At 68.8% G+C, this 1,171-nt stretch carries 1 protein-coding gene; it reads left to right on the top strand.

All coding sequences use genetic code 11. The features are described 5' to 3' along the window. Positions 1-252 precede the first annotated feature (252 nt). Positions 253-1,171: glycosyltransferase (locus FV223_RS28125; protein ID WP_147729940.1), on the top strand; the 919-nt coding region annotated here is incomplete at its 3' end.

The raw sequence follows: 1,171 nt of genomic DNA, 5'->3' as shown, positions 1-1,171 counted from the left end.
GCTCTGAGGCCGGCGCGGCCGGCGGCGGGCCGGAACCGCGCGCCGAGCCGCTTCAGCATAGTTAAGATTTACCAAGCGGGCGAATTCAGCAGTCTTTGCGCTGTCGGCAGGCCTTTGAGCCGTCGATATTTCTAAAAGTGCAAGCATCTCCGCCTATCACCAGCATTGGCCGCGACCATTCAGGTGATTACACCTGTAAGTTGCATCCACACCGGGCTTCGCCTCGGTGCCCCTTCCTTCGAGGTCTCGAAGATGCGCGTCGCGATCGTCCATGATTGGCTCTACGTCGTCGGCGGTGCCGAGCGCGTCCTGCACGAGATCCTGGCGATCTATCCCGAGGCGGACGTCTTCACGCTGTTCGACTTCCTGAGCCCGGCCGACCGCGCCAAGATCGGCGTCGGCGCCACGCGGACGAGCTTCCTGCAGCGGATGCCGCTGGTGCGCACCCGGCACCGCGCCTACCTGCCGCTGATGCCGATCGCCGTCGAGCAGTTCGACCTCTCGGCCTACGACCTCGTGATCTCGAGCAGCTACGCCGTCGCCAAGGGCATCCTGACCGGGCCGAGCCAGGTCCACGTGTCCTACATCCATTCGCCGATGCGCTACGCCTGGGACATGCAGCACAGCTACCTGCGCGAGAGCGGGTACGAGCACGGCGTCAAGAGCATGGTCGCCCGCATGATCCTGCACCGGATGCGCCTGTGGGACACCCGCACCGCCAGCGGGCCGGACGCGGTGGTCGCCAACTCCGCCTTCGTCGCCCGGCGCATCCGCAAGGTCTACGGCCGCGCCGCCGAGGTGATCCATCCGCCGGTCACGCAATCGGCGATCCGGGCGGATCTGCCGCGCGGCGACCACTTCCTCGTGGCGAGCCGCCTCGTGCCGTACAAGAACGTGCGCGCGGTGATCGAGGCCTTCGCCCTGTTGCCGGACCTCCGGCTCGTCGTCGCCGGGACCGGCTCCGAGGAGGCGCGCCTGCGCGAGGCGGCCGGGCCGAACGTGACGTTCGCCGGCTTCGTCGGGGATTCCGAGCTCCGCCGGCTGATGGGGACGGCGCGCGCCTTCGTGTTCGCGGCGGAGGAGGATTTCGGGATCATCCCGGTGGAGGCGCAGGCCGAGGGCACCCCCGTGCTGGCGCTCGGCCGCGGCGGCGCGCGCGAGACCGTGGCGA

The sequence above is a fragment of the Methylobacterium sp. WL116 genome, assembly GCF_008039455.1.
Lineage (GTDB): Bacteria > Pseudomonadota > Alphaproteobacteria > Rhizobiales > Beijerinckiaceae > Methylobacterium.
This window is presented reverse-complemented; position numbering and strand designations above follow the sequence as displayed.